The 22,607-nt window shown below is 75.0% G+C and carries 19 protein-coding genes; 7 read left to right on the forward strand and 12 right to left on the reverse strand.

Annotated features, from left to right (window positions below; translation table 11 throughout):
- Positions 1 to 57 precede the first annotated feature (57 nt).
- Complete coding sequence (locus ACGF15_RS00480; RefSeq protein ID WP_392796427.1) at positions 58 to 2,394, forward strand: ATP-binding cassette domain-containing protein; 2,337 nt, start codon at positions 58 to 60, stop codon at positions 2,392 to 2,394.
- Between the two features lie 66 nt (positions 2,395 to 2,460).
- Here the strand turns inward: ACGF15_RS00480 and gap are convergent, their stop codons facing one another.
- A complete protein-coding gene (gap, locus tag ACGF15_RS00485; protein ID WP_392796428.1) occupies positions 2,461 to 3,465 on the reverse strand; it encodes a type I glyceraldehyde-3-phosphate dehydrogenase in 1,005 nt (334 codons plus the stop codon).
- A 280-nt stretch (positions 3,466 to 3,745) separates the two neighbouring features.
- Between gap and ACGF15_RS00490 the strand changes: the two genes are divergently transcribed.
- On the forward strand, positions 3,746 to 4,282 hold the full coding sequence (locus ACGF15_RS00490; protein WP_392796429.1) for a CGNR zinc finger domain-containing protein: 537 nt from the start codon (positions 3,746 to 3,748) through the stop codon (positions 4,280 to 4,282).
- A 19-nt stretch (positions 4,283 to 4,301) separates the two neighbouring features.
- Here ACGF15_RS00490 and ACGF15_RS00495 read toward each other — a convergent pair whose 3' ends face one another.
- From ACGF15_RS00495 to ACGF15_RS00505, 3 genes are read right to left on the reverse strand one after another with little or no spacing between them, the layout of a single operon-like run.
- Entirely contained in the window at positions 4,302 to 5,048 is a 747-nt protein-coding gene (locus tag ACGF15_RS00495) for a succinate dehydrogenase/fumarate reductase iron-sulfur subunit (RefSeq protein WP_345608304.1), read from the reverse strand.
- Positions 5,045 to 7,018 carry a fumarate reductase/succinate dehydrogenase flavoprotein subunit gene (locus tag ACGF15_RS00500; protein ID WP_392796430.1) on the reverse strand — a complete coding sequence of 658 codons (1,974 nt, stop codon included), beginning with the start codon at positions 7,016 to 7,018 and terminating at the stop codon, positions 5,045 to 5,047. The genes ACGF15_RS00495 and ACGF15_RS00500 overlap by 4 nt, the downstream gene beginning before the upstream one ends.
- Before the next feature lies 1 nt (position 7,019).
- Positions 7,020 to 7,727, reverse strand: coding sequence for a succinate dehydrogenase (locus tag ACGF15_RS00505; RefSeq protein ID WP_392796431.1), 708 nt, complete (start codon positions 7,725 to 7,727; stop codon positions 7,020 to 7,022).
- Positions 7,728 to 7,822: 95 nt separating this feature from the next.
- Here ACGF15_RS00505 and ACGF15_RS00510 point away from each other — a divergent pair, with 95 nt between their 5' ends.
- Complete coding sequence (locus ACGF15_RS00510; RefSeq protein ID WP_362611178.1) at positions 7,823 to 8,704, forward strand: LysR substrate-binding domain-containing protein; 882 nt, start codon at positions 7,823 to 7,825, stop codon at positions 8,702 to 8,704.
- A 79-nt stretch (positions 8,705 to 8,783) separates the two neighbouring features.
- Here ACGF15_RS00510 and ACGF15_RS00515 read toward each other — a convergent pair whose 3' ends face one another.
- From ACGF15_RS00515 to pip, 4 genes are all read right to left on the reverse strand, one after another.
- Positions 8,784 to 10,946 carry a putative bifunctional diguanylate cyclase/phosphodiesterase gene (locus ACGF15_RS00515; protein WP_392796432.1) on the reverse strand — a complete coding sequence of 721 codons (2,163 nt, stop codon included), beginning with the start codon at positions 10,944 to 10,946 and terminating at the stop codon, positions 8,784 to 8,786.
- A complete protein-coding gene (locus ACGF15_RS00520) occupies positions 10,943 to 11,755 on the reverse strand; it encodes an SAM-dependent methyltransferase (protein ID WP_392796433.1) in 813 nt (270 codons plus the stop codon). The genes ACGF15_RS00515 and ACGF15_RS00520 overlap by 4 nt, the downstream gene beginning before the upstream one ends.
- A gap of 286 nt (positions 11,756 to 12,041) precedes the next feature.
- A complete protein-coding gene (locus ACGF15_RS00525; RefSeq protein ID WP_345608315.1) occupies positions 12,042 to 13,028 on the reverse strand; it encodes an SCO0930 family lipoprotein in 987 nt (328 codons plus the stop codon).
- Between the two features lie 265 nt (positions 13,029 to 13,293).
- The gene (gene pip, locus ACGF15_RS00530; RefSeq protein WP_345608317.1) at positions 13,294 to 14,271 is read right to left on the reverse strand and encodes a prolyl aminopeptidase; all 978 of its coding nucleotides are present in this window, start codon (positions 14,269 to 14,271) and stop codon (positions 13,294 to 13,296) included.
- Between the two features lie 401 nt (positions 14,272 to 14,672).
- Between pip and ACGF15_RS00535 the strand changes: the two genes are divergently transcribed.
- Positions 14,673 to 15,194 (forward strand): hypothetical protein, encoded by a 522-nt coding sequence (locus ACGF15_RS00535; protein WP_345608319.1) that lies wholly within the window; start codon positions 14,673 to 14,675, stop codon positions 15,192 to 15,194.
- Positions 15,195 to 15,319: 125 nt separating this feature from the next.
- Here ACGF15_RS00535 and ACGF15_RS00540 read toward each other — a convergent pair whose 3' ends face one another.
- Positions 15,320 to 15,811 carry a hypothetical protein gene (locus ACGF15_RS00540; protein WP_345608321.1) on the reverse strand — a complete coding sequence of 164 codons (492 nt, stop codon included), beginning with the start codon at positions 15,809 to 15,811 and terminating at the stop codon, positions 15,320 to 15,322.
- 287 nt (positions 15,812 to 16,098) lie between these two features.
- Here ACGF15_RS00540 and ACGF15_RS00545 point away from each other — a divergent pair, with 287 nt between their 5' ends.
- The gene (locus ACGF15_RS00545; RefSeq protein ID WP_392796434.1) at positions 16,099 to 16,773 is read left to right on the forward strand and encodes a class F sortase; all 675 of its coding nucleotides are present in this window, start codon (positions 16,099 to 16,101) and stop codon (positions 16,771 to 16,773) included.
- 46 nt (positions 16,774 to 16,819) lie between these two features.
- On the opposite strand, the gene ACGF15_RS00550 is transcribed toward ACGF15_RS00545, so the two are convergent.
- On the reverse strand, positions 16,820 to 17,683 hold the full coding sequence (locus tag ACGF15_RS00550; protein WP_345608325.1) for a polysaccharide deacetylase family protein: 864 nt from the start codon (positions 17,681 to 17,683) through the stop codon (positions 16,820 to 16,822).
- A gap of 599 nt (positions 17,684 to 18,282) precedes the next feature.
- On the opposite strand from ACGF15_RS00550, the gene ACGF15_RS00555 reads away from it, so the two are divergent.
- Together ACGF15_RS00555 and ACGF15_RS00560 are read left to right on the forward strand one after the other, a co-directional pair.
- Positions 18,283 to 18,900 carry a sigma-70 family RNA polymerase sigma factor gene (locus ACGF15_RS00555; protein ID WP_392796435.1) on the forward strand — a complete coding sequence of 206 codons (618 nt, stop codon included), beginning with the start codon at positions 18,283 to 18,285 and terminating at the stop codon, positions 18,898 to 18,900.
- A 111-nt stretch (positions 18,901 to 19,011) separates the two neighbouring features.
- Positions 19,012 to 19,533: a hypothetical protein gene (locus ACGF15_RS00560; protein WP_392796436.1), complete on the forward strand. Its 522-nt coding sequence runs from the start codon at positions 19,012 to 19,014 to the stop codon at positions 19,531 to 19,533.
- Positions 19,534 to 19,596: 63 nt separating this feature from the next.
- On the opposite strand, the gene ACGF15_RS00565 is transcribed toward ACGF15_RS00560, so the two are convergent.
- The gene (locus ACGF15_RS00565) at positions 19,597 to 20,820 is read right to left on the reverse strand and encodes a histidine kinase (RefSeq protein WP_345608332.1); all 1,224 of its coding nucleotides are present in this window, start codon (positions 20,818 to 20,820) and stop codon (positions 19,597 to 19,599) included.
- On the reverse strand, positions 20,817 to 22,607 hold the full coding sequence (locus tag ACGF15_RS00570; protein WP_392796437.1) for a cation acetate symporter: 1,791 nt from the start codon (positions 22,605 to 22,607) through the stop codon (positions 20,817 to 20,819). The genes ACGF15_RS00565 and ACGF15_RS00570 overlap by 4 nt, the downstream gene beginning before the upstream one ends.

Raw genomic sequence — 22,607 nt, forward strand, 5'->3', positions numbered from 1 at the left:
TCCTCCCGGCAGGCCCCGGACCCCCCTGACCTGGAACGACACTTAGAATTGCCCCCTATGCACCCTTCTCATGACGGCTTCGTCCGGGTCCGCGGCGCACGGGAGCACAACCTGCGCGGCGTCGACGTGGACATCCCCCGCAACGCCCTGGTCGCCTTCACCGGGGTCTCCGGGTCCGGCAAGTCGTCCCTGGCCTTCGGGACGCTCTACGCGGAGGCCCAACGGAGGTACCTCGAGTCGGTCGCCCCCTACGCCCGCCGCCTGATCCACCAGGTGGGCGCCCCCGCGGTCGGCGAGGTCTCGGGAATGCCGCCCGCGGTCTCGCTGGAGCAGCGGCGCTCCTCCCCCACCTCCCGGTCCTCGGTCGGCACGGTGACCACCCTGTCCAACTCGCTGCGGATGCTGTACTCACGGGCGGGCGAGTACCCGCCGGGGGCACCGCGCCTGGACTCCGACGCCTTCTCCCCGAACACGGCGGCGGGCGCCTGTCCGGCGTGCCAGGGGATCGGCCGGGTGCACGACACCACGGAGGAGCTGCTGGTCCCCGATCCGTCGCTGTCGATCCGCGAGGGGGCGATCGCGGCCTGGCCGGGCGCCTGGCAGGGCAAGAACCTCCGGGACGTGCTCGACGCCCTCGGCCACGATGTGGACCGGCCCTGGCACGAGCTGCCCGCCGGGGAGCGGGAGTGGATCCTGTTCACGGACGAGCAGCCGGTGGCGACCGTCCACCCGGTCCGGGAGGCCGGGCGGATCCAGCGCCCCTACCAGGGCACGTACACCAGCGCCCGGCGCCATGTGCTGCGCACCTTCGCCGAGTCCCGGAGCAGCACGCTGCGGGCGCGGGCCGAGCGCTTCCTGACCAGCGGGCCCTGTCCCGCCTGCGCGGGGGCGCGGCTGCGGCCGCAGGCGCTGGCGGTGACCTTCCGCGGCCTCACCGTCGCCGAGGCCGCGGCGCTCCCGCTCAGCGAGCTGGCCGGGGTCCTGGCGGCGGGGCAGGCCGGCGGGACGGCGCGGGTGCTCACCGACGACCTGCTCGCCCGGGTCGCCACCGTCACCGAGCTGGGGCTCGGCTATCTGAGCCTGGACCGGCCCGCCCCCACGCTCTCCAGCGGCGAGCTCCAGCGGCTGCGGCTGGCGACGCAGCTGCGCGCGGGGCTGTTCGGGGTCGTCTACGTCCTGGACGAGCCCTCGGCCGGGCTGCACCCGGCGGACACCGAGGCCCTGCTGGTGGTGCTGGAGCGTCTGAAGGCCGACGGGAACAGCGTGTTCGTGGTCGAGCACCACCTGGAGGTCGTGCGCCGGGCCGACTGGCTGGTGGACGTGGGGCCCGGCGCGGGCGAGCACGGCGGCCGCGTCCTGCACAGCGGGCCGGTGGCCGAGCTCGCCGGGGTGGAGGGCTCGGGAACCCGCCGTTTCCTGTTCGGTGCGCCGCCCCGGCCTGCGCAGGCGCCCCGGGTGCCCGCGGGGCGGCTGCGGCTCGGGCCGGTGACCCGGCACAACCTGCGCGGTCTGCGGACGTGGCTGCCGCTGGGGGTGCTGACCGCGGTCACCGGGGTGTCGGGCTCGGGGAAGTCCACGCTGGTGGATGCGATCACTCCCGGGCTCCCGGGTGTGGAGCGCCTGGTGACGGTGGACCAGAGGCCGATCGGGCGCACCCCCCGCTCCAACCTGGCGACCTACACCGGGCTGTTCGACACCGTCCGGAAGCTGTTCGCCGCCACTCCGGACGCGCGGCGCCGGGGCTGGAAGGCCGGGCGCTTCTCCTTCAACGTGGCGGGCGGGCGCTGCGAGACCTGCCAGGGGGAGGGCTTCGTCGCGGTGGAGCTGCTGTTCCTGCCCACGACCTACGCGCCCTGCCCGGACTGCGGCGGCGCGCGCTACGCGCAGGAGACGCTGGCGGTGCGCCTGCGGGGGCGGAACGTGGCCGAGGTGCTGGACCTGACGGTGGAGGAGGCATCGGGCTTCCTCGGGGACGTCCCGGCGGCGGCGCGCAGCCTGGACGCCCTGCTGGACGTCGGGCTCGGGTATCTGCGGCTGGGGCAGCCGGCCACCGAGCTCTCCGGCGGGGAGGCGCAGCGCATCAAGCTGGCGGGCGAGCTCCAGCGGGGGCGGCGGGGGCACACCGTGTACGTGCTGGACGAGCCGACGACGGGGCTGCACCCGGCCGATGTGGAGGTGCTGATGCTCCGGCTGCACGGGCTGGTGGACGACGGCCACACGGTGGTGGTCGTGGAGCACGACATGGATGTGGTGGCCGCGGCGGACTGGGTGATCGACCTCGGCCCCGGGGGCGGTGACGAGGGCGGCCGGGTGGTGGCCGCCGGCACTCCGGCCGAGGTGGCGGCCGCGGCGGGCAGTGCCACCGCCCCCTACCTGGCACGCGCCCTTCACTGAGCACCCGGGTGGCGGGACCGGGCGCCCGACCCGGTCCCGCCACCCGGGTGCTGCCGCGCGAGCGGGTCAGGCGCCCAGCAGCCGGACGGCGTCGACGAGCCGGTGCGAGAAGCCGGACTCGTTGTCGTACCAGCCGAAGACCTTCACCTGGCGCCCGCCCGCGGCGACCGTCGTCAGCGGGGCGTCGAAGACGCAGGAGGCCGGGTCCCCCACGATGTCCGTGGAGACGAGCGGGGCGTCGGAGTAGCGCAGGACGCCGCGCAGCGGTCCGGCCGCGGCCTCGGCGAAGGCCACGTTGACCTCCTCGGCGGCGACCGGCCGGGAGAGGTACGCGGTGAGGTCCGTCATCGAGCCGACCGGAACCGGCACGCGCAGGGACAGCCCGGCGAGCCGCCCGTCGAGCCCGGGCAGCACCTTGCCGATCGCGGTGGCCGCACCGGTGGAGGTGGGGACGATGTTGAGTGCGGCGGAGCGGGCCCGGCGGGCGTCGCGGTGCGGGCCGTCCTGGAGGTTCTGGTCCTGGGTGTAGGCGTGCACCGTGGTCATCAGTCCGTGCTCCAGGCCGAAGCGCGTCTGGAGCACCTGGGCCAGCGGGGCGAGGCAGTTGGTGGTGCACGAGGCGTTGGAGACGACGTGGTGGGCCCCGGCGTCGTAGCGGTCGTGGTTGATGCCGTAGGCGAGGGTGAAGTCCTCGTGGGTGGCCGGGGCCGAGATGAGCACCTTGCGGGCTCCGGCGTCGAGGTGTGCGGAGGCCTTCCGGGCGTCGGTGAACGCCCCGGAGGACTCCACGACCACGTCGACGCCGAGGTCCGCCCAGGGCAGCCGGCCCGGGTCACGCTCGCGGCGGACGGCGATCGGCCGGCCGTCGACGAGGATGCCGCCGTCCTCGGCCGCCACCTCCGCGGGCAGTCTGCCCATGGTGCTGTCGTAGGCGAGGAGGTGGGCCAGGGTCCCGGGGTCGCCGAGGTCGTTCACCGCCACCACGTCGACGTCCGCCTTCTCGGCGAGCACCGCGCGAAGGAACCCTCGCCCGATGCGGCCGAACCCGTTGATGGCGACCTTGACCGTCATGCCTCTCCCCTTTGCTCTGCGCACCTCTCGGCGGGTGCGCGGTCCGCCGGTGCGTGCCCGCCCGGCCGTGCGCGGGCCCGGGTCGGACGGGGCGCCATCGGCCCGCCCCCGGGGCTCCGCGGTCCGCCCCCGGCATCAAGCTAACCGGCCCAGGCGGTTACCAAGGACCGTAGCCACCCCCGGGGAAACCCGTCAATGCGGTTACTTCCCCAGCATGGATAACTGGTCAGGCCGGTTAGTTTCGCGGACGTGAGGCGGTCCGGTCGGCTACCCTGTGCGGATGACGTTCGCCTTCGTCAGCGGCAGTGCCGCCCTGGACTTCGTCGGCACCGTGCGCAGCCGGCGCGACTCCCCCCTCGACCAGCTCGGCACCCGCGAGGACCTCGCCGCATGGGCGGCGGCCTCCGGGCTGCTGAGCACCCCGCCCGCGGTGACCGAGGCCGAGCTGCGGGCGGCGGTTCAGCTGCGCGAGGCGGTCTACCGGCTGGTGCTCGCCCGGGGTGCGGGCGCCGCCCTCGCGCCCGAGGACCGCGCGGTGGTCAACCGGGCGGCCGCGCGCACGCCCGTGCGGCCGGAGCTGGGGGACGGCGGGGCGGTCCTCCGGCACGGCACGGTCGCGGCGGTCCTGTCGTCCGTGGCCCGGGATGCCGTGGAGCTGCTCGCCGAGGACCCCGCCGGGGTCAAGGAGTGCGCGGCCCCGCGCTGCACCCGGCTGTACGTGGACCGCTCGCACCGCGGCTCGCGCCGCTGGTGCGACATGAGGCGCTGCGGCAACCGGGCCAAGGCGGCGGCCCACCGCTCGCGCCGTCAGGCCTGAGGGCGCGAGCGGCGGGCCGTCAGCCCGCGGTGCGCCGCGCGGCGCGCAGCCACTCCCGGTTCATCGCGGCGATCGAGGGCAGCGGGATGCCCTTGGGGCAGGCGGTCGCGCACTCCCCCGCGAGGGTGCAGCCGCCGAAGCCCTCCTCGTCCATGGCGGCCACCATGCCGAGGACCCGCGTCTCGCGTTCGGGGGCGCCCTGCGGCAGCACGTTCAGGTGGTTGACCTTGGCGGAGGTGAAGAGCATCGCGGAGCCGTTGGGGCAGGCGGCCACGCAGGCCCCGCAGCCGATGCACTCGGCATGCTCGAAGGCCCGGTCGGCGTCCGGTTTCGCGACGGGGGTCGCATGCGCCTCGGGCGCGGAACCGGTGGGCACGCTGATGTACCCGCCGGCCTGGATGATCCGGTCGAGCGCGGACCGGTCCACGACCAGGTCCCGGACCACGGGGAACGCGGCCGCCCGCCACGGCTCGACGTCGATGGTGTCTCCGTCGCGGAAGGAGCGCAGGTGCAGCTGGCAGGTGGTGGTGCGCTCCGGTCCGTGCGCCTCGCCGTTGATGACCATCGAGCAGGCTCCGCAGATGCCCTCGCGGCAGTCGTGGTCGAAGGCGACGGGGTCCTCGCCGCGCAGCAGCAGGTCCTCGTTGAGGGTGTCGAGCAGTTCCAGGAACGACATGTCCGGGGAGGCGCCGTCGACGGTGTAGGTGGCCATGGCGCCCTCGGCGCCCGCGTCGCGCTGGCGCCAGACGCGCAGGGTGAGCCTCATGCGTAGCTCCGCTGGGTGGGGTGGACGTTCTCGAAGACCAGGTGTTCCCGGTGCAGGACGGGGGGAAGGCCGGTGCCCGTGAACTCCCAGGCGGCGGCGTAGGAGAACGCCCCGTCCCTGCGGGCGGCCTCGCCGTCGGGTGTCTGGGACTCCTCGCGGAAGTGGCCGCCGCAGGACTCCTCGCGGTGCAGCGCGTCCAGGCACATCAGCTCGGCGAGTTCCAGGTAGTCGGCCACGCGGTTGGCCTTCTCCAGCGACTGGTTGAACTCCTCCCCGGTGCCGGGGACCCCGACCCGGCGCCAGAACTCCTCGCGCACGGCGGGGATGCGGCGCAGCGCCTCGCGCAGGCCCGCCGCGGAGCGGGCCATCCCGCAGTGCTCCCACATCAGCTCGCCGAGTTCGCGGTGGAAGGAGTCGGGGGTGCGGTCGCCGCCGATCGCGAGGAGCAGGTGCAGCCGGTCCTCCGTCTCGGCGACCGCCCCGGCCACGGCCGGGTGGCCGGCGTCGAGCCCGGCGGCCCGCGGGGAGCGGGCGAGGTAGTCGTTGAGGGCCGGGGGCAGCACGAAGTACCCGTCGGCGAGCCCCTGCATCAGGGCGGAGGCACCGAGCCGGTTGGCCCCGTGGTCGGAGAAGTTGGCCTCGCCGAGGGCGAAGAGCCCGGGCACGGTGGTCTGGAGGTCGTAGTCGACCCAGAGGCCGCCCATGGTGTAGTGCACCGCCGGATAGATCCGCATGGGGACCTCGTAGGGGTCCTCCGCGGTGATCCGCTGGTACATCTCGAACAGGTTGCCGTACTTCTCGGCGACCCGGTCGCGCCCCATCCGGGCGAGGGCGTCGGCGAAGTCGAGGTAGACGCCCTGCCCGCCGGGCCCCACGCCCCGCCCCTCGTCGCACACCCGCTTGGCCGCGCGGGAGGCGATGTCGCGGGGCACCAGGTTGCCGAACGCGGGGTAGAGGCGCTCCAGGTAGTAGTCGCGGTCCTGTTCGGGGATCTCCCGCGGCGGACGGCCGTCCCCGGGGCTGCGCGGGACCCAGATCCGGCCGTCGTTGCGCAGGGACTCGCTCATCAGCGTGAGCTTGGACTGGTGGTCGCCGCTGCGGGGGATGCAGGTCGGGTGGATCTGGGTGAAGCAGGGGTTGGCGAAGTAGGCGCCGCGCCGGTGGGCCCGCCAGACGGCGGTGGCGTTGGAGTTCACGGCGTTGGTCGACAGGCGGAAGACGTTGCCGTAGCCGCCGGTGGCGAGGACCACCGCATCGGCGAGGTGGGTGCTGATCCGCCCGGTGACGAGGTCCCGGGCGACGATGCCCCGGGCCCTGCCGTCGGCCACGATCAGATCGAGCATCTCCGTGCGCGGGTGCATCTCGACGGCGCCCGCGGCGATGCCCCGGGACAGGGCCTGGTAGGCGCCGAGGAGCAGCTGCTGCCCGGTCTGGCCGCGGGCGTAGAAGGTGCGCGAGACCTGCACTCCGCCGAAGGAGCGGGTGTCGAGCAGGCCCCCGTACTCGCGGGCGAAGGGCACGCCCTGGGCCACGCACTGGTCGATGATCTCCACGGAGATCTCCGCGAGGCGGTGGACGTTGGACTCCCGGGCGCGGAAGTCGCCGCCCTTGACGGTGTCGTGGAACAGGCGGCGGACGGAGTCGCCGTCGTTGCGGTAGTTCTTGGCCGCGTTGATGCCCCCCTGGGCGGCGATGGAGTGGGCCCGGCGGGGCGAGTCCTGGTAGCAGAACTGCACGACCCGGTAGCCCTGTTCGGCCAGGGTGGCCCCGGCGGAGGCCCCGGCGAGACCGGTGCCCACGACGATCACGGTGTGGCCGCGGCGGTTGGCGGGGTTCACCAGCCGGGCCTCGAAGCGCCGGCGCGCCCAGCGCTCGGCGACCGGCCCGCCGGGGGCCTTGGTGTCGGCGAGGGGTTCGCCGGTCGTGAAGTCGCGGTAGCCGGGGAGTCCGCGGTGGTCGGGGTCGGTCATCTCAGCTCACCACTCCGGTCATGACGGCGACGGGCACGGAGACGAAGCCCGCCGTGAGGACGAGGGCCGTCGCGTCGGCGGCGGCCCGCAGGGCGCCCTCGCGCGCGGGGCTTCCCGCGCCGAGGGTCTGCGCCGCGCTCCACAGGCCGTGGCGGACATGGAGTCCGACGGCACCCATGGCCAGCAGGTACACGGCGTTGCCGTACCAGGTCGAGAAGGTGTCGACGACGTTCTGGTAGGGCCGTCCCTGCTCGAAGCCGCCGGGGTGGGCGGTGCCCGTGGTGAGGTCGAGGATGTGCCACACGAGGAAGAGCAGGAGGATCACACCGCCCCAGCGCATGGTGCGGGTGGCGTAGCCCGTCCGGGCCCGCCGGTGGACGTAGCCGGTGGGCCGGGCCCGGACGGCGCGCCGGCTGAGCTGGTAGGCGCTCACGCCGTGCGCGGCCACCGCCGCCAGCAGCACCAGGCGCAGGGCCCACAGGGCCCAGCCGTGGTGCAGGACGGGGGCGCCCACGGTGCGCAGCCAGTGGCCGTAGGCGTTGAACTCCTCGGGGCCGAAGAAGACCTTGAGGTTGCCCGCCACATGGGCCACCAGGAAGCCGAGCATGACCAGGCCGCTGACGGCCATCACCGTCTTCTTGCCGATCGTCGAACGCCATGCGCCGCGCAGCGCGGACGGCGGACGCCCCGCCTTCGTCATCAGAGCCATGCCCCCGACGCTAGGGGCGCCCCCTGCAAGAGGTCCAAGACATGATCCGGCTGGACTGCATAGCTTCTGCCTATGCAGGGCCCTAGGCTGGGGGGATGCAGCTCCAGCAGCTCCGCTACTTCGCGGCCGTCGCCGAGACGCTCCACTTCACCCGCGCCGCCGAGCAGGTCCATGTCTCCCAGCCCTCGCTCTCCCAGCAGATCCGGGCCCTGGAGCAGGAGCTCGGGGCCGATCTCTTCCGCCGGGCGCGCGGCAACATCGCCCTGACCGACGCGGGAGAGGCCCTGCTGCCGCTCGCCCGGCGGATCCTCGCGGACACCGAGACGGCCCGGCGCGAGGTGCAGGAGGTGGCGCAGCTGCGGCGGGGCCGGGTCCGGCTCGGGGCGACGCCCAGTCTGTGCACCGGGCTGCTGCCGGGGGTGCTGCGCGCCTTCCACGACCGCCATCCCGGGATCGAGCTGCTGATCGAGGAGTCCGGCTCGCACGACCTGGTGCGGGCGCTGGCCCGGGGGGCGCTGGACCTGGCCCTGGTGGTCCTGCCGCTGCCCTCGTCCTCACCGGCGCTCACCGCGGTGGAGCTGCTGCGGGAGGACCTGGTGGTGGTGTCCTCCCCGCTGTCGCCCGCGCCCGCCGGGCCGCTGCGGATCCGGGATCTGGCGGACGAGCCGATGGTGATGTTCCGGCACGGCTACGACCTGCGGGAGCTGACGGTCGCCGCCTGCCGTGCGGAGGGCTTCGAGCCCGCCTTCACCGTGGAGGGCGGCGAGATGGACGCGGTGCTCGGCTTCGTGCGCGCGGGCCTGGGCGTGGCGGTGGTGCCCGCCATGGCCGCCGGGGGCGCCGGCCGGGGCCTGCGGGCGACGCCGCTGGCGGGGGCGGGGCTGCACCGTACGATCGGGCTGGCGCACCGCAGCGACGTCGCCCCGCCCCGCGCGGCGCGCGAACTCCGGCGGATGCTGCTGGAGTCGCGCGGCTGACACGGGGCCGGGGCCGGGTGCCGGGGAGCCGCCCCCGCACCCGGCCGGGTCCCGCACCCGCGGGGCACGCCCTGCCGGCTCACACGGCGTCGGCCAGCACCAGCGCGTGGATGCGGTCGGGGGAGCCGGGCCGCGCGTAGTACCAGCCCTGTGCGGTGTCGCAGCCCAGTTCACGCAGGCGCTCGGCCTGCGCGCCGGTCTCGACGCCCTCGACGGTGACGGCCAGTTCGAGGCTGTGCGCGAGCGAGACGATGCCCTCGACGATCTTCAGGTCGACCGGGTCGCAGGGGTGCTGCTGCATGCCCTGGGTGAAAGAACGATCCAGCTTGAGCACGCTCACCGGCAGCCTGCGCAGGTTGGCCAGGTTGGAGTAGCCGGTCCCGAAGTCGTCCAGCGCGATGTCGACCCCCATGTCGGCGAGTTGGCGCAGCGGCTTGAGCAGGTCCTCGTCAGCGCCGATCAGCGCGGACTCGGTGACCTCCAGGCACAGCGCCCCGGGCTCCAGACCGGAGCGCTCCAGCACCTCGACCGTGTCCGCGACCAGCGCCGGGTGCTTGAGCTGCGCCGGGGACAGGTTGACGTTGATCCGCAGCGGGCCGCCGTCGCTGTGCCGCCGGCTCCAGTAGCGCGCCTGGCGGACGGCCTCCTCCAGCACCCAGCGGCCGAGCGGCACGATCAGGCCGGTGCGCTCGGCCAGCGGGATGAAGCGGTCCGGGCCGAGGACGCCGTACTGCGGGTGGCACCAGCGGACCAGGGCCTCGGCCCCGTGGACGCTGCCGTCGCCGAGATGCACCAGGGGCTGGTACTCGATGAAGAACTCGCCGCGCTCCAGGGCCGAGGGCAGCGCGTTGGTCAGCCCGTGGCGGGTGATCACCCGGGCGTCCGCCTCGGGGTCGGACAGCTCGAAGCGGTTCCCGCCGGCCGACTTGGCCCGGTACATGGTGATGTCGGCGCTGCGGAGCACCTCCGCGCTGGTGCGCTCGCCGGCGGGCCCCTCCACGATGCCGATGCTGCCGCGCACGGCGAACTCGCGGCCGTCCACGGCGACCGGCGCGGCAAGGGCGTTGAGGATGCGGGTGGCGAGTTCGTCCACCTCGCGCGCCGTGTCGGGGCCGGTGGTCAGGGCGACGAACTCGTCGCCGCCGAGCCGGGCGACCATCTCGCCGGGCGCCGTGGCGCAGCTCTGCAGACGGTCGGCGACCTCGACCAGCAGTCGGTCGCCGACCGCGTGCCCGAGGCTGTCGTTGATCGCCTTGAAGCCGTCCAGGTCGAGGTAGCACAGCCCGAAGCGGTTGCCGTCCCCCGCGGCGACCGCCTTCTCCAGCCGCTCGAAGAACAGGGTGCGGTTCGGCAGACCGGTCAGGGCGTCGTGGGTCGCCTCGTAGCGCAGCCGCAGGTTCAGCAGCCGGCGCTCGGTGGTGTCCTCCACCAGGGCCAGCTGGTACTGCGGCTCGCCGTCCGCGTCGCGCAGCAGGGAGACGGTCAGGTTCGTCCACAGCACGGTGCCGTCGTTGCGGTAGAAGGGCTTCTCGGTGCGGAAGTCCTCGCGCTGTCCGCGCACCAGCTCGCGGTGGAGGTCCCAGACGTGCGGGCGGTCCTCGGGGTGGGCCCAGTCGGTGACCCGGCGGCCGCGCACATGGTGCTCCAGGCCGCCGAGCATCCGGGTCAGCGTGTCGTTGGCCTCCAGCACGTTGCCGTCCAGGTCGGCGATGGCGATGCCGATGGCGGCGCCCTGGAACACCGCCCGGAAGCGCACCTCGGTGTCGTGCATCGCCTGGAGGGCGTCGTTGCGGGCGAGGAGCGTGGAGCGGGCGATGGCCTCCTGCTCGGCGAGGGTCCGCTCGCGCAGGGCGTGGGCGAAGCCGGCGGCCACCGCGTGCTGGAGGCGCGAGCAGCGCGCCCGGCTCTCCTCCGCCCCCGCGCCCGGGTCGCCGCAGTAGAGCACGAGGTAGGAGTCGATGACGCCGAGGGTGCGGCTCAGCGCGTCCGGGTCGGTGCAGTGGGCCTCGACCAGCGCCCGGCCCACCCGCTGCGCGGACTGCGGGACGAACGGCGCGGAGCGCAGCGCGGTGCACAGCTCGCGCGCCGGGGGCAGCAGGTGCCGCTCGAACTCGGGACGGGTCAGGGAGGTGGCCGTGACCGGGAAGATGGCCCGGCTCCAGATGGTCGCGAAGCGCCGGAGGCGGTCCTCCAGGGCGTCCGGTTCCTCGGGGGAGCGCTCGGCCTGTGACGTGGGACTCAACGCCGGCGCCCCACCCCGGCAAAGCCCGAGAAGGCGTAGGGGTCCTCCTGCTCGGGCGGGCCGTCCGGGCGCCAGTGCGGCATGGGGACCAGTCCCGGGTCCACCGGCTCGCATCCGGTGAAGAAGGCGGCGAACTCCTCACGGCTGCGCATCACCAGCGGGTTGCGGATGTCCCGGTAGACGTCGACGACTCCGCCGGCCTGCTCGGCCGGGACCGGTACGCCCTCGTAGGAGGCGTGGGTCGCGACGAGGAGGCTTCCCGGGGCAAGGGCCTCGCAGAGCTCGGCGACGGCGGCGCAGGGGTCGTCGGCGTCCTCGACGAAGTGCAGGACGGCCACCAGCAGCAGGGCCACCGGGCGGTCGAGGTCGAGCAGTCCGGTGACCTCGGGGCTGTCGAGGATGTGGCGGGGCGTGCGCAGGTCCCCCGCGAGGACCGCGGTGCGCGCGTCGCCGTCGAGAATCTCGCGGCTGTGGGCGACCGCGACGGGGTCGTGGTCGACGTAGACGACCCGGGCCCCGGGGTCCGCCTCGCGGGCCACCTCGTGGACGTTGCCGAAGGTGGGGATGCCGGAGCCGACGTCGAGGAACTGGCCGACCCCCTCCTCCACGGCGAAGCGCACGGCGCGCCGCATGAAGGCCCGGTTGGCCTGCATGATCTTGGGCAGGCCGGGCAGGTATCCCATCGCCCTGCGCGCGGCCTCCCGGTCGGCCTCGAAGTTGTGCGAACCGCCCAGGTAGTAGTCGTACATGCGGGACACGCTCGGCACCGATATGTCGATGCCCTGCGGTGCCCAGGCGGGACGGTCCATCGATGTCTCCCACGAGTCGCCACGGCAGGTAGGCCATGTCCATGGCCAGGGTTCGAGCCGAGGCTACTGATCGCCCGCCAAGAGGGCGAGCCCAAACGGAAATTAGCGGTCCGTTCTTGGTCACACCTCGTGGTCGCGGGCGGCTGCCGGACGGGCACGCCGTGCTCCTCCCCTGCCCCGGGGGTTTCCGGCGGCGGCCGCCTCGGGAGCCCCGGGACGGCGGACGGCCCGCCCCCGCGCGACGTAGCGGGGGCGGGCCGTCCTGGCCGGAGGCGCAGCGTGGGGACTACTTCGGCGCTCCGACCGGCTTTCCGTCCGGGGAGACGGCGTACCAGGTACCGCCCACTCCCTGGCCGTTGGTGTCACCGGGCGCCTTGTCCCCGGCGAAGGTGTAGATGGGCCAGCAGTCGATGGTCTGCTGCTGGATGCCGTCGGGGCGGTCGAAGGTGACGAAGCCCTTCTTGAGGATGCCCTCGGTGTCGTTCTTGTCGACCGGCTCCACGACGGGCCACTTCTCCAGGCACTCGTCGGTGCAGGCCGACTTCATGGGCCAGGCGGAGTCCTTCGTGAACCGGTAGACGGTCATGCCGTCGCGGTCCACCACGATGTCGCCCAGCTTGGGGTCCTTGCGGACGGACAGCCCGGCGAGGTCGGCGGGCTCGGCGCCCTCCTCGCCTCCGCCGGCGGGCTCCTGACCGCCGTCTCCGCCCCCCTCCCCCGGGGCGGCCTTGCCTCCGTCGGGTGCCGCCGCGTACCAGGTACCGCCGACCCCCTGGCCGTTGGCGTCGCCGGCCTTGGTGTCCTTGGCATAGCGGTACATCGGCCAGCCGTCGACGGTGAGCTGCTTGGTGCCGTCCGCCCTGGTCACCTCACCGATGAGCGAGGGATCGACGCCCGGGGCCGCGGTGGCGCCGTCCGCGGCGACGATCGGCCAGGCCTTCGCGCAGTCGCCTTCGCAATTGGACTTCGGCGGCTTGGCCGAGTCCTTGTCGAAGCGGTAGAGGGTGAAGCCGGCGCTGTCGGTGAGGACCTCCCCGAGGTCCTCGCTGTCCCAGATGGCGAGCTGGCCCGCGGGCTTCGCCTCGCCGCCGCCGCCGTCCGCCGAGCCGTAGCCCGCCTCGGAGCCGTACCCGCCCCCGGAGGCCGCGGGGTTGGCCGCGCCGACGGCCTGGCCGTTGGGGGTCTCGGTGCCCTGCTCCTGACCGCACGCCGTCGTCAGCGCGAGTACGGCCGCCGCGGTCACCGCGAGCGAGGCGTTCCGCCAGGTGTTCATGTCCACTCCCGTAGGTTCTCCGGACTCCCTGGGGGAGCCGGCCGGGGCGCCGCCGCGGCGCCGTTCACGGACCTAGGTACGGACACGGGCACAAGGGGCGTTCAACGTCGCCGGGAAAATCTTCCGCGTCGCGGTCGCGAACCATGCGCTTCCCGTGGGCACCCGCCGATTTCCCCCCAAGGCACCGCCTCGGGAATTGGCCGGAAGTGCACGGCGGTTCGGGCTTGTTCGCCCTGTCCGCGGCACCGCCGGGGACGGGGGAGCCTCACCGGAAGCGGTCCAGTGCGGCCCGGACGCCGGTCCGGAGTGCGGCGCTGCCCTTGTGCCCGGCGTCGTCGACCACGACCAGTTCGGCGCCGGCCCACCTCCTTGCCAGGTGCCAGGCCGTGTCCAGGGGCGAACTGAGGTCGAGGCGCCCGTGGAAGAGCACCCCCGGGATCCCGTCGAGGCGTTCCGCACCGTCCAGCAGGGCCCCCTCGTCCAGCCAGGCGCCCTGGGCGAAGTAGTGCGCGGCGATGCGGACCAGGGCGATCCGGGCCGCGTCGGGCCGCCCGCCGTAGAGGTCGGGGGCGCCGTGCGGTTCGAGGGAGAGGACGGCGTCCTCCCAGCGGCACCAGTCGAGCGCGGCGCGCTCGCGGACCGCGGCGTCGGCGCTCTCCATACGGCGGGCGTAGGCGGCGACGAGGTCCCGGGGGCCCCGGGCCTCGGGTACGGCGGCCCGGAAGCGCTCCCACTCCTCGGGGAAGAAGCGGCCCACGCCCCGGTAGAGCCAGTCGATCTCGGACCGGCGGGTGGTGGTGACGCCGGCCACCACGACGGCCTCCACCCGCTCGGGATGGCGCTGGGCGTAGGCGAGCAGCAGGGTCGACCCCCAGGAGCCGCCGTGGAGCACCCAGCGCTCCACCCCCAGCTCCGTGCGCAGCCGCTCCATGTCCGCCAGGAGGTGCCCGGTGGTGTTGACCGCCATGTCGGTGGCGGGGTCGGCGGCGTGGGGGGTGCTGCGCCCGCAGCCGCGCTGGTCGAACTGGACGACCCGGTACGCCGACGGGTCGAAGGAGCGGCGTGCCCGGGGCGAGCTTCCCGAGCCGGGGCCGCCGTGGACCACCAGGGCGGGACGCCCTTCGGGGGAGCCGCTCTCCTCCCAGTGGACGAGGTTGCCGTCGCCCACGTCGAGGCTCCCCTCCCGGTACGGCTCGACAGCGGGGTAGAGCCCGTCGTCCCCGATCGTCCGGATGCCCGTCATGGACCACGCTCCGTTCCCGGTCCGCTGTCCGGCGGGCAGGCCGGGCGGACCTCTCGATGGCTTGGGCGTGCCTCGGCAGGCAGCACCGTCCACCGCGGGCGGGGCTTTCGGAGCACGCCCCCGGACCCTAAGGGCTGCCCCGCACCTCCCGCCGGGGCCGGGGCGCCTTCCCCGCCACTCGGGGCGGGTCGCCCGTGCGGGCGCCTATCCCACGCTCCGGCGCCGCGGTCGGCCCGCCACGCCGGTACGGAACCCGGTCGGCCGCGCATGATGACCCGAATGCCCTACAGCGATCGCGGCGCAGTGTGGCCGCTCGTAGCGTTTCGGTGATCGAGGAGCACACCCCGACCTGCGCGGAAACGGTTCCCGCGGATGCTCCTCGGGGACCCGGAGGTCCGCCCATGCGTGCGATACGTGCCGCATCCGCCGCTCTTGGAGCGGCCGCACTCGCCCTGACCGCATCCGCCCCCGCTGTCGCCGTCAACAACACCCCCTACGACTTCTCGGTGACACCGTCGACGGTGTCACCGGGCGGCAGGGTGACCCTGACGGCCGGTGGCTGCCCCAGCACCACGACCGTCACGTCCGGTGTGTTCGACACCGTGACGATCCCGCGCAACGGCGCGGCCACCGCCGTGGTCGACTGGGACGCCCGTCCCGGCGCCGTGTACTCGGTCCAGTTCAACTGCACCGGGCGGATCGGGACCCTCGACCTCAGGATCGCCGGCGGCTCCTCCACGCCGACCGCGAGTTCCACCCGCTCCGCGGTGACCATCGCCCCCTCGGGCGTCAGCGGCGGCGTCGGCGGGAGCATCGGCGGAGCCGGTGCCGCGGAGATCGCCGCGGGCGGCGCCCTGGTGGCGGCCGCGGCGGCGGCGACCGTCCTGGTCGTCCGCAGGCGGACGGCCGACCGGCGCCACTGACGCACCCGCACGGCCGGGCGGGGGCACGTCCGAGGCCCCCGTCCCCGCCGGCAACCGCCCGTCGCCCCGGGTCCGTCAGGGACCCGGGGCGACGGGCGGCCCAGCCGACCGGGAGGTTCGGCCGGTCAGGCCGGACCGCCGACCGTGCGGCGCCGGCGGGCGACGAACAGGCTGCCGCCCACCGCTGCCGAGGCGACGAGACCCGCACCGATGGCCATCTCGGTGCTGGAGGGGCCGACCGACCCCCCGAGACCGCCCTGCGCACCGCGGCCCGGGCGCACGGTGAACGACGCGCTGGCGGTCTGGTCGCTGTTGTTGCAGCGGACCGTCAGGTGGTAGTCGCCGGGCCGGGCGTTGTTGCGGACCCTGGCCGTGGCCTCCTGCTGGCCTCGGTCGCCGCGCGAGAGGGTGGCGTCGGGGAAGGCGTTGGAGCTGACGGTGCCACCCCGGTGGCAGCCGTCGACCGTGATCGTCAGGGTGCCGCCGGGGAACACCGTGGACGGGCTGACTTGGACGTTCCTCGGGCCGTCCCCGCCGCCGGCGGCGGCCAGGGGAGCGCAGAGCCCGACGGCCGCGAAGGCGGTCGCGGTCACCGCGAGAGCGCGTGCTGCACGCATCGTTGAACCTCCAGGAAGACGCTCCGAAGCGGCGCTCCGGGAAAGTCGACGAGGACGCCTTCCATGACGAACCCTCACCGAGCCGGACAAACAGCGCATATCGGGCTTGGGCCACCCCGGTGACCGCCCGTACGCCCGCCGGGGTCATGATCGCAAGGACCCGCAGGTCACGGACCGTGGGCCGCCCCTGCCCCCCGGTGACCCGAACGGGCCACCCCGGCTGGCCCCGGCCACCCGTTCGCCCTTCCCTGATCGCCGCCCTCCGCGGGCGCGCTTAGCGTGCCTGCATGCGCATCAAGGGGAGAAGAGCGGACCGGGACACCTTCGGCCGTGAACGGATCAGGCGCCCCTCGCCCTGGGGCGTACTCGCACTCGTCATGCTCAGCGGCATCGCCCTGATGAAGAACGGGGCGGATGCCGGTGCGGGGCCGCCGCAACCCGCGGCGGCGGCCTCCGCGACCGGCGGCGCGGGGGAGAACTTCCTTCCCGTGCCGCTCGAACCACTCGCGTACGCACCCCCGAAGACGATCCGCATCCCCGCCCTGAAGGTCGATGCCCCGATCATGGACGTGGGCCTCGACGACAAGGGCTGGATCGCGGCCCCGCCCGCGGCCGACCCCAATCTGGCCGGCTGGTTCCAGAACGGGGTCGCCCCCGGCCAGCGCGGCACCTCGGTGCTCGTCGGGCATGTCGACAACCAGTCGGGCCCGGCGGTCTTCTACGGTCTCGGCTCGCTCCGCAAGGGCCACCGCATCGAGGTGCCCCGCCTGGACGGGCGCACGGCGGTCTTCGAGGTCTACGGGGTGGAGGTGTTCGCCAAGAACGACTTCCCCGGCGTGCGGGTGTACGGGGACACGGGCCGGCCGGAGCTGCGCGTGATCACCTGCGGCGGCGGGTACTCCCGGGCCGGGGGGTACGACGGGAACGTCGTCGTCTTCGCGCGGATGGTCGAGGCCGGCTGAGCGCCCGGGCGGCGGCCCCCCGCCGGGGCCGCCGCCCGTGGCCGCCTCAGCGGTGCGGGACGGTGACGCGGTACCCGGCCTCCAGCAGGCGCGGCAGGTACCGCCGCAGGGCGGCGACGCTCTGGGAGCGGTCGCCGCCCGCATCGTGCGAGAGGACCACCGCACCGGGCGCGGCACCGTCCATGACCCGGCGCACGATGGTGCCCGTTCCGGGCTCGGTCCAGTCCAGGGTGTCGACGGTCCAGGCCAGGGGCTCCATGCCCAGCTCCGCACCGATCTCGAAGGAGTGCCGGTTCCAGGCCCCGTAGGGCGCGCGGTACCACAGGGGTCCGGTACCCACCGCGCGGTCCACGACCTCGCAGGTCCGTGCGAGCTCCCGCCGGGTCTCCGGGCGTGTCAGCCCCGGCACCAGGGGGTGCGACCAGGTGTGGTTGCCGATCACATGGCCGTCGTCGGCCATCTCGCGCAGCAGGTCCGGGTGGTACTGGGCCATCTCCCCGCAGACGAAGAACATCGCCGGCACGCGGAACTCGCGCAGGGTGGCCAGCACCCCGGGGGTGTAGCGCGGGTCGGGCCCGTCGTCGAAGGTCAGCACGATCGTCCTGCCCGCACCGGGCAGTTCCAGGATGGGCCGGGTGCGGACCGGCGGGCGTGCGCGCCGCACCCGGGGGGCATGCGCCGTCATCGGCTGAAGGCGGTAGGAGGAGGCCGCCTGCCGCGGGCCGGCCGCGGCCTGCGGTCCGGCCACCGGTGCCGCCGGCTCCGGCACGGGCGCCGGCCGCGGGGCGGGGCGCCCCGGGGCGCCACCGGGCTCGGTGGCGAACAGTCCCCCGACCACGGCGGCCCCGCCGAGCGCGGCGGCCCAGTGCAGTACCGAGCGGCGATGGACGGGCAGTTGGTCCTTGTGCATGGCCCACTGCTCGCACGTGCCGCGCCCCGGGCGGGGAAACGACACGGGCAGGGGCGGGATTCAACCCGATGGGACCACCGCGACCGCCCGCCCGGCGGCGCCGCGGGCCCCGCCGGGCCCGGGGGCGCGGCCCGCACGCGCGGGGGAGCGTCGAGGCTCCCCGGACGACGCGGAGGGCCCGTGTGCGGCGCCGGGTGCGGTGATGCGACGACACGGCGGGGTGTGCGGTCGCCGTGCGCCCGCCGCGGACGAGGGGGACGGGCCCTGGACCCGGTCCTGCGGCAGCGCGCTCGGCGCAGCGCTCCGCATGCGGCCCCGACCGGCCGGCGGTGCTCGTCACCGGTGTCGGACCGCCCGCTGCGCGCTGCCCCCGGCTTGTGCGACCGGCCCGGCGGGGCGCCGGCCGGTGGCCGCGGTGCCCTGCGGGGCCTCCCGCCGCGCCGGCCCGCGCCGCAGGGCCCGGCCGACCGCTCACCGCACCGTTCGTCGCCCGGTGCGACCGTTCACCGACGCCCCCCGTCCGGCGCCTGTCGCGATCCGGCCGGATGCGTTCGTATACGCCACGTGACAGCGGCCCACGGGCGAGAGGATGTTGACGCATGGCGACGGCGACCGCGACCACCGACGAGCAGGCGCTGGCGGAGCTCCAGCGGGACCACGGCCCGGCGCTGCTCGGCTTCCTGCTCGGCCTCACCTACGGTGATCAGCAGCGCGCCGAGGACCTGCTCCAGGAGACCCTGCTCCGGGCCTGGCAGCACCCCGAGGCCTTCGACGCCCCGTACGCGTCCATGCGCCCGTGGCTGTTCACCGTCGGCCGGCGGCTCGCGATCGACGCACGCCGCTCCCGGCTGGCCCGGCCGGCGGAGATCGGCGACGGGGTCCTCGCCGCCGTCCCGGACCCCTGCGACGCCACCGAGAGCGCCGTCGCCGCCCTGGACGTCCGTGCCGCGGTGGGGTCGCTCAGCCCGGAGCACCGGGCCGTGCTGGTGCACCTCTACTTCCGGGGAATGAGCGTCAACGAGGCGGCGCAGGCACTCGGCATCCCGCCCGGCACGGTGAAGTCCCGCTCGCACTACGCACTGCGCGCGCTCGCCCGCGGCCTGCCCGGCTACAGCCGCCGCGGCGCCTCCGGAGACCCGCGGGCCTCCGTGGGACGCGCCCGCCACTCCGACCACGGGCACGGCGGCTCCGTATGCCGCACCTCACGGGCGAGTTGAGCAGATCGGGGCCCGCCGCCGTACCGGACGGGAGAGGCTCGACGGGAACAGTCCGCACGGCGGCGGTCCGCGCGTCGGCGATCCGCACGGCGGGAAGGAAGAGGTGGGGCCATGCTGCGCGGGACACCGGGCGACACCGGGGGGCCGGGGCTCGCCGTGCCGCTCGGATGGTGGTGCGCCGAGTACACGGCGGACGAGGTGCTGCGGTCCGCGGACCTGGTGGACCCGGGCACGGTCGAGTTCCGGGCGGGACTGCACGCCCTGGCGCTGACGGTGCACCTCTGCGGGGGAACGCGTCCCCCCTCCCCCGCCGACGCCGGTCCCCGGTCGCGCGAGTGGCTGGCCCTCACCTCCCACCGGCACCCCTGGTCCCACTGGGCCGCCCGGCGGCTGGGCGAGCGGGCGCAGCTCGCCCGGCGCGGGGTACCGGACCCGGACCTGGACCCCGCCGCCGCCGCCTGGGAGTGGCTGCAGGGCACGGAGGTCCACGCGGCGGACCTCGACGGCCTGGGGGAGCCCTGCTCCGGGGCGCCCTCCGCGGCGGGGACGGCGGTGGACGAGGGGCGCCGGGTGTGGACCCCGGCGTGGCGGATAGGCGTCCCGCTCGGGCACCTGGCGGTCGGCCTGTGGTGAGCGCCCGGCGACCGGGCGGCGCGTCCACCGGCCGAGGGGGCCGCCCGGGCCGGACGCACACGGTCAGGCGAGCGCACCCGGTCCGGGCGAGGAGTGCACGCCCGCGCGGTACTTGGGGATCCTCACGGTGATCTTCATCCCGGCGCCCACGGCCGTCTCGACGACCAGCCCGTAGGCGTCGCCGTAGACCTGGCGCAGCCGGTCGTCCACGTTGAGCAGCCCGATGCCGGCGGAGGCGGTCCGCTCCCCCGCCAGCAGCGAGCGCAGCACCGCGGGGTCCATCCCGACACCGTCGTCCTCGATGACGACCACCGCCTCCGCCCCGGCGTCCTGGGCGGAGATCGTGACCCGGCAGCGTTCCCGGGAGTCCTCCAGCCCGTGCTTGACCGCGTTCTCGACCAGCGGCTGGAGGCAGAGGAACGGCAGGGCGACCGGGAGCACCTCGGGGGCGATCTGGAGGGTGACGGTCAGCCGGTCGCCGAAGCGGGCCCCTGCCAGCGCCAGGTACTGCTCGATGGAGCGCAGCTCGTCGGCGAGGTGGGTGAACTCGCCGTGGCGGCGGAAGGAGTAGCGGGTGAAGTCCGCGAACTCCAGCAGCAGTTCACGGGCCCGCTCGGGGTCGGTGCGCACGAACGAGGCGATCGCGGCCAGCGAGTTGAAGATGAAGTGCGGGGAGATCTGGGCGCGCAGGGCGCGGATCTCGGCCTCGATCAGCCGGGTGCGCGAGCGGTCCAGCTCCGCCAGCTCCAGCTGCACCGAGACCCAGCGGGCGACCTCCGTCGCTGCGCGGGCCAGCACCGCCGACTCCCGCGACCCGTAGGCCACCAGGGCTCCGAGCACCCCGTCCTCGCCGGTCAGCGGCGCGACGACCGCCCAGCGCAGCGGGCAGTCCACCTCCTCGCAGCGGCAGTGGGCGCTCTGCCCGCGCCCCGAGTCCAGCACCTCCCGCACCCGGGCCAGGGCCTGCTCGCGGTGGTGGCCGTCGCCGGGCCCGTCCCAGGCGAGCACCCGCCCGCGGTCGGTCAGGCACAGCGCCTCGGTGCCCAGCAGCGAGCGGAGTCTGCGCACGGCCTTGCGCGCGGTGTCCTCGGTCAGCCCGGCGCGCAGCGGTGGCGCGGCGAGCGAGGCCGTGTGCAGGGTGTGGAAGGTCGCCCGCTCCACCGGGGTGCCCAGGTCCAGGTCGCGGCGGCCGCCCCGGCGGGCCGCGGACGCGCCGAGCACGAAACCCAGGGCGAGGAGCAGCACCCCGCCCGTGGCGGCGAGGGCGACGGCTCCGGCGCCGCTCACCGGTCCGCTCCTTCGCGCCCCCGGTGCACCGTCGGCCCGGGGCCGGGGCTCCCGGTCCGCTCGGGCCCCTGGTGCCCCGTCCGGGCGGCCAGGTCCTCGGGCAGGTGCAGCCGCGCGAGGATGGCGCCCGCCCCCGCGGGCACATGGCGGGCGGTGGCCAGGGACACGCCCACCATGGTCAGGAACCCCAGGGGCACGGACCAGACCGCGGGCCAGGCCATCAGGGTGTGCGGCCATCCCTGCGGGGGCAGGCCCGCCCGCGTCGCCATCACCGCGGTCAGGGCGGAGCCCCCGCCCGCGACCAGCCCGGCGGCCGCGCCGGGCGGGGTGAGGCGCCGCCACCAGATCCCGAGGACGAGCAACGGGCAGAAGGAGGAGGCGGAGACGGCGAAGGCCAGCCCCACGGCGTCCGCGACGGGCACGTCGCGCGAGACCACGGACAGCACCAGCGGGACCGTCATCGCCAGGACGGTGGCCAGACGGAAGTACCGCACTCCTCGCGGCGGCAGCACGTCCTGGGTGATCACCCCGGCCACGGACATGGTCAGGCCCGAGGCCGTCGACAGGAACGCGGCGAAGGCCCCGGCCGCCAGCAGCGCGCCCAGCAGCTCGCCGCCCACTCCCCCGATGACCCGCTCCGGCAGCACGAGCACGGCCGCGTCGGCCTCCCCGGTGAGCGCGAGTTCGGGGGTGTAGACGCGGCCCAGGGCGCCGTAGACCGGGGGCAGCAGGTAGAAGGCGCCGATCAGGCCGAGCACCACCAGCGTGGTCCGCCGGGCGGCGCGTCCGTGGGGGCTGGTGTAGAAGCGGACCGCGACGTGCGGCAGGCCCATGGTGCCGAGGAAGGTCGCGAGGATCAGGCCGTAGGTGGCGTACAGCTGGGGGCCCTCACGCCCTCCGGCGAGCGGCTGGGACCAGCCGGCCGGGTCCGCGTCCGTGGCGGCGCGCTCCGGGACGGGGGCACCCTTCGGCAGCCCGAGGACGGTGCCGGCCTCGATGCGGTGGGGCCCCTCCTCCAGCGTGAACGGCTCGCCCCGGCGCACCTCGCCGTCCACGGTGCCTGTCGCGGTGAGCGTGAGCGGCGCTCCGACGTCCACGCGGACGGTGTCGTCGATCCGTACCTCGGTGTGCTCGCGCAGCACGGCCGGTGCGTCGAAGCGGGCGCGCGGGGCGTCGTCGGCCGCCCAGGCCGCGGCGAGGAAGAGCGCGGGCACCAGCAGGGCGGTGAGCTTCAGCCCGTACTGGAAGGCCTGGACGAAGGTGATGCTGCGCATCCCCCCGGCGGCCACCGCGCCCGTCACCACCACGGCCACCACGACCGAGCCGAGCCAGTCGGGCGCCCCGGTGAGGATCGCCAGTGTGAGTCCCGCTCCCTGGAGCTGCGGCAGGAGGTACAGCCAGCCGATGCCGACGACGAAGAGGCTGGCCAGCCTGCGGACGGCGGCGGACTCCAGGCGGGCCTCGGCGAAGTCGGAGAGGGTGTAGGCGCCCGAGCGCCGCAGGGGTGCGGCGACCAGCACCAGCAGGACCAGGTAGCCGGCGGTGTAGCCGACCGGGTACCAGAGCATCTCCGGGCCCTGGAGCAGCACCAGGCCGGCGATGCCGAGGAAGGAGGCGGCGGAGAGGTACTCGCCGCTGATGGCGGCGGCGTTCAGGCCCGGCTTCACGGAGCGGGAGGCGACGTAGAAGTCGGAGGTGGTGCGGGATATCCGCAGGCCCAGTCCGCCGATGAGCACGGTGGCGAGGACGACGCCGGCGACGGCGAGTGCGGTGTACGTGCGCTCCAC

It is taken from the genome of Streptomyces sp. NPDC048001 (assembly GCF_043203115.1).
In the GTDB taxonomy this organism is placed as follows: Bacteria; Actinomycetota; Actinomycetes; order Streptomycetales; family Streptomycetaceae; genus Streptomyces; species Streptomyces sanyensis.

Excerpts from the sequence above, each read along its gene's own strand:
- ACGF15_RS00480 (WP_392796427.1), top strand. The coding sequence starts at position 58 with ATGCACCCTTCTCATGACGGCTTCGTCCGGGTCCGCGGCGCACGGGAG.
- gap (WP_392796428.1), bottom strand. The coding sequence starts at position 3,465 with ATGACGGTCAAGGTCGCCATCAACGGGTTCGGCCGCATCGGGCGAGGG.
- ACGF15_RS00490 (WP_392796429.1), top strand. The coding sequence starts at position 3,746 with ATGACGTTCGCCTTCGTCAGCGGCAGTGCCGCCCTGGACTTCGTCGGC.
- ACGF15_RS00495 (WP_345608304.1), bottom strand. The coding sequence starts at position 5,048 with ATGAGGCTCACCCTGCGCGTCTGGCGCCAGCGCGACGCGGGCGCCGAG.
- ACGF15_RS00500 (WP_392796430.1), bottom strand. The coding sequence starts at position 7,018 with ATGACCGACCCCGACCACCGCGGACTCCCCGGCTACCGCGACTTCACG.
- ACGF15_RS00505 (WP_392796431.1), bottom strand. The coding sequence starts at position 7,727 with ATGGCTCTGATGACGAAGGCGGGGCGTCCGCCGTCCGCGCTGCGCGGC.
- ACGF15_RS00510 (WP_362611178.1), top strand. The coding sequence starts at position 7,823 with ATGCAGCTCCAGCAGCTCCGCTACTTCGCGGCCGTCGCCGAGACGCTC.
- ACGF15_RS00520 (WP_392796433.1), bottom strand. The coding sequence starts at position 11,755 with ATGGACCGTCCCGCCTGGGCACCGCAGGGCATCGACATATCGGTGCCG.
- ACGF15_RS00525 (WP_345608315.1), bottom strand. The coding sequence starts at position 13,028 with ATGAACACCTGGCGGAACGCCTCGCTCGCGGTGACCGCGGCGGCCGTA.
- pip (WP_345608317.1), bottom strand. The coding sequence starts at position 14,271 with ATGACGGGCATCCGGACGATCGGGGACGACGGGCTCTACCCCGCTGTC.
- ACGF15_RS00535 (WP_345608319.1), top strand. The coding sequence starts at position 14,673 with ATGCGTGCGATACGTGCCGCATCCGCCGCTCTTGGAGCGGCCGCACTC.
- ACGF15_RS00540 (WP_345608321.1), bottom strand. The coding sequence starts at position 15,811 with ATGCGTGCAGCACGCGCTCTCGCGGTGACCGCGACCGCCTTCGCGGCC.
- ACGF15_RS00545 (WP_392796434.1), top strand. The coding sequence starts at position 16,099 with ATGCGCATCAAGGGGAGAAGAGCGGACCGGGACACCTTCGGCCGTGAA.
- ACGF15_RS00550 (WP_345608325.1), bottom strand. The coding sequence starts at position 17,683 with ATGCACAAGGACCAACTGCCCGTCCATCGCCGCTCGGTACTGCACTGG.
- ACGF15_RS00555 (WP_392796435.1), top strand. The coding sequence starts at position 18,283 with ATGGCGACGGCGACCGCGACCACCGACGAGCAGGCGCTGGCGGAGCTC.
- ACGF15_RS00560 (WP_392796436.1), top strand. The coding sequence starts at position 19,012 with ATGCTGCGCGGGACACCGGGCGACACCGGGGGGCCGGGGCTCGCCGTG.